Origin of the sequence: Micromonospora sp. D75, from assembly GCF_018070405.1 — a bacterium.
In the GTDB taxonomy this organism is placed as follows: domain Bacteria; phylum Actinomycetota; class Actinomycetes; order Mycobacteriales; family Micromonosporaceae; genus Micromonospora; species Micromonospora chalcea.
This window is the reverse complement of record NZ_JAGPXV010000399.1, coordinates 1-5,486: the sequence shown is the minus strand read 5'-3', so window position 1 is coordinate 5,486 and position 5,486 is coordinate 1. Positions and strand designations below refer to the sequence as shown.

Sequence of the window (5,486 nt, the reverse complement as noted above, 5' to 3'; positions counted from 1 at the left end):
CCGCCCGGGGGGGGTGAGTGCGGCGGGAGTGGAACGTGATGGGTGTGTCGAGGGGGGTTTGACACCCGTGGTGGTCCACGTGGGCTGCCCGGCGCTCGCAGATGGTCAGGGCGTGGGGGTTGGGTGGGGGGTGGGGCGGGCTGCTCTTGCTGCGGTGCGCAGGCGCAACAGGCCCGCCGCGACCGCGCCGGCTCCCGTCGCCAGGCCGACCACCACCAGCACCCGCACCAGGACCGGCGGGCCGGCGGCCGGGGGGATCGCGCGGGACAGCGCGGCGAGGTTCGTCACCCCGGCGAACACCGTCAGGCACGCGCCGGCCAGCGCCAGCACGAAGTCGGCGGCCGGGCGGCGGGCCAGCGCGTACCCGCCCGCGGCGAGCGCGCCGAGGCCGGTGAGCAGCGTCCACACCTGCCCGGTGAACAGTTCGGCGAGCATTCCGCCGAGGCCCGGGGTGCCGGTGTCGAACGCCCGGGCGACGGTGAGCGCCACTGTCGCCGCGCCACCCAGGGCGAGCAGCGCGCCCACGCCGCGCAGCGCCCGTACCCCGGCGGTCGTGCCGCCCGGCGCCAGCCCGGCCGCGCCGATCACCAGGAAGCCGAGCGTGGCGGCCACCCACCAGGGGTACGGGTCGGGCGGCGGCACCCAGTCCAGCGTGCCGCGTACGGCTCCGGTGGTGTCACCGGCGCGCAGCGGCACCGACCAGTCGCGTACCCGGTGCTCCCGGTCCGGGTCGGTGGCGACGGCGGCCGGCGGCGCCTCCTCCCGCCACAGCGTGCGCTGGTCGTGCCAGCGGGCGGTGGGCCCGTCGTCGATCCGCCGCCAGTCCGGCGCGGCGGCCGGGTTCGCCTCGGCGGGCAGCCGGGTCTCGCCGGCCAGCGTCCGGTTCAGGTACGTGGCGGGGGAGTGGACGTTCTCGTACACGCCGCCCGGGCCGACGCGCAGGTACGGCTCGCCGGAGTAGCCCATCACCGTGACGTCGGCGCCGGTGTCGTTCGTCAGCTCCAGCCGCGCGCCGGCCTCCACCATGCGGGCGGTGAGCCCGGGGCGGTCCGGGTCGACGCCGCTGATCGTGGCGCGGTAGTCGGTGCCGTCGGGCGCGTCCGCGCCGTGCGCGGCGGCCGGCGCGGCGAACGTGAGCAGGGCGACGGCCGCGCCGGTGAACACCAGCGCGGCCCGGCGCAGGGGTGCGGGGATCACTTCCCGGCCGCCTCCACCGCTGCCCTGATCCCCTCGGGGCTGCGGTCCCGCAGCTCACTTCCGTTGATCTTGATGGTCGGGGTCCCGGTCACGCCGGCCTTGCTCGCCTCGTCGGTGACGTGCTCGGTCCACGACCGGTACGTGCCGTCGGAGACGCAGGACGCGAACTCGTCCCGGTTCAGCCCGACGCCCGCGCCGATGTCGACCAGCTCGTCGTTGCTGAGCCCGGCGCCGCCCTCCGGCGGCTGCTTGGCGAAGAGCTGGTCGGTGAACTCGCGGAACTTGCCGCCCTGCGCGGCGCAGCCGGAGGCGGCCGAGGAGCGGGTGGAGTACTCGGTGGTGGAGAAGCGGTTGAGGAAGGCGACCGGGTGGAACACCAGCTTGGCCTTGCCCTCGGTGACGAGCTGGTTGAGCGTCTCGCCGTTGATCTGCTGGAACTGCTTGCAGGCCGGGCAGAGGTAGTCCTCGTACAGGTCGATGGTGACCGGCCCGGTGCCCTGGACGATGCCGGTGCCGGCGTCGTTCGCGCCGGGCGGCGCGGTGAAGTCGTCCGACTTCTGGCTGGAGTAGACGGCCCAGCCGATGCCACCGGCGATGACCAGCACCAGTACGGCGGCGATCGTGGTCCAGAGCGTGCGCTTGCGGCGCTTCTCCCGGGCGATCTGCTCGCGTACCACCCGCGCCGCGTCCCTGCGGCCCTTGCGGCTACTCATCGGTGTCCTCCACGGTGTCGTCGCCGGCCAGCCAGCCGTCCACCGAGAACGGCGTGCGGGGCCAGATCAGCAGGAACCCGGCAAGCGCCAGGAACCCCAGGTCCCGGAGGATCTCCGGGAGGTAACTGGGTGTCTCGCCGGCGGCGAGCTGGCCGCCGCTGCCGAAGCACCCGCAGTCGATGGCCAGGCCGCGCGCCCAGGCCGAGGCGATGCCGGCGATGAAGACCACGAGCAGCACCGCCGAGATCCCGGCGCTGACCCGGGTGGCCAGCCCGGCGAGAAGCAGCAGACCCAGGGCCAGCTCGACGAAGGGCAGCGCCGCGCCGATCACGGTGGCCAGCTCGTACGGCATCACCTGGTAGGCGTTGACGGCCCGGCCGGAGGCGGCGAGATCGCCGACCTTGGTGCCGCCGGCGATCAGCCAGACGGCGGCCAGTCCGAGGCGGGCGGCGACGCCGAGCCAGGGGCGCAGGGTCTGCCAGCGGCCGGCCGGGGAGGGGGAGGGGGTCACAGTCATTCGTCGTCCGAGCGTCACGAAAGGTTCCCGCTATCCGGTCATCGTGTCGCCGACGGCGCCGACCAGTTCGTCCCGGGCGCGGGCAACCCGGGAGCGGATGGTGCCCACCGGCACCCCCTCCACGTCGGCGGCCTCGGCGTAGGACAGGCCGAGCAACTGGGTGAGCACGAACGCGGAGCGCCGCTCGGCCGGTAGCCGGCGGACCAGGTCGGTGGCGCCGAGCTGACCGGCCGGGTCCGGGTAGGGGCGGTCGGTGGCGGCCTGGGCGGCGAGCCGCGCGTCGAGCCGCCGGCGGCGTACCACCGTGCGCAGGTGGTCGGCGCAGGCCCGGCGGGCGATGCCGAGCAACCAGGTACGCACGCTGGAGCGCCCCTCGAAGCCGGGCAGCGCCCGGAACGCCCGCAGGTACGTCTCCTGGGTCAGGTCGTCCGCGCTGTCCGGGTCGACGAGCGCGGCGGCGAAGCGCCACACCTCGGCCTGGGTGGCCCGGACGAGGGCGGCCTGCGCGTCGCGGTCCCCGTCGCGGGCGGCGAGCGCCCAGCCGGTGGCCGTGTCCCGGACAGCCTCGGCGGCCGCCTCGGGGCGGTCGTCGGCGGTGTCACGCGAGCCGGGGATCACGTCACCCGAGGTTACGCGGCGTACCTGGAGGGGACAGGGTCCTTCGGCCCATTCCGTGGTCCCGCACACGCCGGGAACTTTTTCCCGCCGCCGTCCGACTACCCTCCCATGACCTCCGAGCAGGCCCGGCGTGGCGCGCGCCGCCGCGCCGGGTGGGCGCTCGGTCACGCCCGCCCGGGACCGGCTCGCCGGATCGGCTCCGGTTCGGGAACCATGGCGGTCATGACTGCTGCCGTACGCCGCCCGTCCCGGGCCGTCGCCGCCCGATCCGGGGCCGTCGCCGGGCTGCTGCTCCTGCTGGTCGCCCTGCTGCTCGTCCCGGCCACCCCGGCCAGCGCCCACGCGGTGCTGGTGAGCAGCAGCCCGGCCGCCTCCGCCGTGGTGCCCGACGCGCCCGCGCAGGTGGTGATCACCTTCAGCGAGAGCGTCCGCAAGGTGCCCGGGAAGGTCCGCGTGATCGCCCCCGACGGCTCGCGGGCCGACCGGGGCGAGCCGACGTTCCAGGGCGCCGAGGTCACCATCCCGGTGGACCCCGGCGCGGGGCGCGGCACCTATCTGGTGAGTTACCGGGTCATCTCGGCGGACAGTCACCCGGTCTCCGGCGCCTTCACCTACTCCGTCGGCGCGCCGTCCGAGCCGCCGAAGGACAGCGGCACCGACAACCGGGCGAACCCGGTGACCGAGACCGCGGTGAAGGTGGCGAAGTACGCCGGCTACGCCGGGTTGCTGCTGCTCGTCGGCCCGGCGCTGGTGCTGGCCGCGCTCTGGCCGCGCCGGCTGTCCCGCCGCGGCCCGGCCCGGCTGGCCTGGACCGGGCTGGGCGTGCTGGCGGTGGCGACGCTGGCCGAGATCTGGCTCCAGGTGCCCTACGTCAACGGCGGCGGCCTGTTCGACGTGACCGGATCCGGGCTCGGCGACGTGCTCGGCAGCGCGTACGGCACGACCCACCTGGTCCGGCTGGGCCTGCTCGCCGCGGCGGCGTTCCTGCTCCGGCCGCTGTTCGCCGGCCCGGTCGGCCGCACCGACGGGATCATCCTCGCCGTTCTCGGCGGCGCCGCGCTGTTCACCTGGCCGCTCGCCGGGCACGCGGCGGCCTCGCCGGCCCCGGCCGTGTCGGTGGTGGTGGACGCGGTGCACCTGGGCGCCATGGCGGTCTGGCTCGGCGGCCTGGTGATGCTCGCGGTGTTCCTGCTGCGCCGGGCCGACGAGCGCGAGTTGGACGCGATCCTGCCGATCTGGTCCCGCTGGGCGGCGCTCGCGGTGGCCGCGCTGCTGCTGGCCGGCACCGTGCAGGGGCTGATCGAGGTGGCCAGCCTCCAGGCCCTGATCGACACCACGTACGGGCAGCTGCTGCTCGCCAAGATCGCGCTGTTCGCGCTGGTGATCGGCGTGGCCGCGTACTCCCGGGCGCTGGTGCGGCGGCGCGTCGCCGCCGGACGGCCGGGCTCGATGCGGCGGGCGGTGGTGGCCGAGCTGGTGATCACGGCGGTGGTGCTGGGCGTGTCGGCGACGCTAGTGCAGACCACACCGGCGCGGACCGCCGTCGCGGACGCGCCGGGCGCCTCGCCCGGCTACTTCTCCACCACGCTGAGCAGCCCGATCTACTCGCTGCAGGTCGAGCTGGACCCGGCCGAGACCGGCAACAACTCGATGCACCTGTACGCCTACACCCCGGACAACCGGCCGCAGCCGGTGCAGGAGTGGAAGGTCACCGCCGCCCTGCCGTCGGCCGGGATCGAGCCGATCACGGTCCCGCTGCTGCCGTTGAGCGACAACCACGCCACCGGGGAGGTCAACCTGCCGGCCCGTGGTGACTGGCAGTTGCGCATCACCGTCCGCACGTCCGACATCGACCAGGCCACGGTGACCGCCACCGTGCCGATCAAGTAACGGGAAGGTCCCACTGATGATCCGTCTCCGGCGCTCCGCGACCGTCGCCGCGCTGACCCTGACCGCCGTCGCCACGACCGTGCTCGGCCTGGCCGGGCCGGCCTCGGCGCACGTCACGATCAACCCGGCCGAGGGCAAGCAGGGCGGCTACGGCCGGTTCGCCTTCCGGGTGCCGAACGAGAGCGACACGGCGTCGACGGTCAAGGTCGAGGTGAACCTGCCGGAGAACGCACCCGTCGGTTCGGTGTCCACGATGCCGGTGCCGGGCTGGACGGTGGCGGTGGAGAAGCGCAAGGTCGACCCGCCGATCGAGGTGCACGGCAGCCAGCTCACCGAGGCGGTGTCGAAGCTCACCTTCACCGCGGCGCCGAACGGCGGCGTGAAGCCGGGCGAGTTCCAGGAGTTCCCGGTGTCGATGGGCCCGCTGCCGCAGGTCGACACGATGGTGTTCAAGGTGCTCCAGACGTACTCCGACGGCAACGTCTCCCGGTGGATCGAGGAGCCGACGCCGGGCGCGGAGGAGCCGGAGAGCCCGGCGCCGGTGCTCAAGC

6 protein-coding genes are annotated in these 5,486 nt (G+C 74.8%); 2 read left to right on the top strand and 4 right to left on the bottom strand.

Features of this window, described 5'->3' with window-relative positions:
• Positions 1–105: 105 nt before the first annotated feature.
• The 4 genes from KBX39_RS21555 to KBX39_RS21540 are packed head-to-tail and all read right to left on the bottom strand — an operon-like array spanning position 106 to position 3,045.
• The gene (locus tag KBX39_RS21555) at positions 106–1,197 is read right to left on the bottom strand and encodes a hypothetical protein (protein WP_312247473.1); all 1,092 of its coding nucleotides are present in this window, start codon (positions 1,195–1,197) and stop codon (positions 106–108) included.
• Positions 1,194–1,910 carry a thioredoxin domain-containing protein gene (locus KBX39_RS21550; protein ID WP_043326145.1) on the bottom strand — a complete coding sequence of 239 codons (717 nt, stop codon included), beginning with the start codon at positions 1,908–1,910 and terminating at the stop codon, positions 1,194–1,196. Before KBX39_RS21550 ends, KBX39_RS21555 begins: the two co-directional genes overlap by 4 nt.
• Complete coding sequence (locus KBX39_RS21545; RefSeq protein WP_043326143.1) at positions 1,903–2,427, bottom strand: MauE/DoxX family redox-associated membrane protein; 525 nt, start codon at positions 2,425–2,427, stop codon at positions 1,903–1,905. Before KBX39_RS21545 ends, KBX39_RS21550 begins: the two co-directional genes overlap by 8 nt.
• Positions 2,428–2,457: 30 nt before the next feature.
• Positions 2,458–3,045, bottom strand: coding sequence for a sigma-70 family RNA polymerase sigma factor (locus tag KBX39_RS21540; RefSeq protein ID WP_064446940.1), 588 nt, complete (start codon positions 3,043–3,045; stop codon positions 2,458–2,460).
• A 213-nt stretch (positions 3,046–3,258) separates the two neighbouring features.
• Here KBX39_RS21540 and KBX39_RS21535 point away from each other — a divergent pair, with 213 nt between their 5' ends.
• Together KBX39_RS21535 and KBX39_RS21530 are read left to right on the top strand one after the other, a co-directional pair.
• Entirely contained in the window at positions 3,259–4,935 is a 1,677-nt protein-coding gene (locus KBX39_RS21535) for a copper resistance CopC/CopD family protein (protein ID WP_210872191.1), read from the top strand.
• Positions 4,936–4,951: 16 nt separating this feature from the next.
• Positions 4,952–5,486, top strand: a 535-nt coding sequence (locus KBX39_RS21530; RefSeq protein ID WP_210872189.1) for a YcnI family protein, incomplete at its 3' end; no start/stop codon positions are given.

Excerpts from the sequence above, each read along its gene's own strand:
- KBX39_RS21550 (WP_043326145.1), bottom strand. The coding sequence starts at position 1,910 with ATGAGTAGCCGCAAGGGCCGCAGGGACGCGGCGCGGGTGGTACGCGAG.
- KBX39_RS21545 (WP_043326143.1), bottom strand. The coding sequence starts at position 2,427 with ATGACTGTGACCCCCTCCCCCTCCCCGGCCGGCCGCTGGCAGACCCTG.
- KBX39_RS21535 (WP_210872191.1), top strand. The coding sequence starts at position 3,259 with ATGGCGGTCATGACTGCTGCCGTACGCCGCCCGTCCCGGGCCGTCGCC.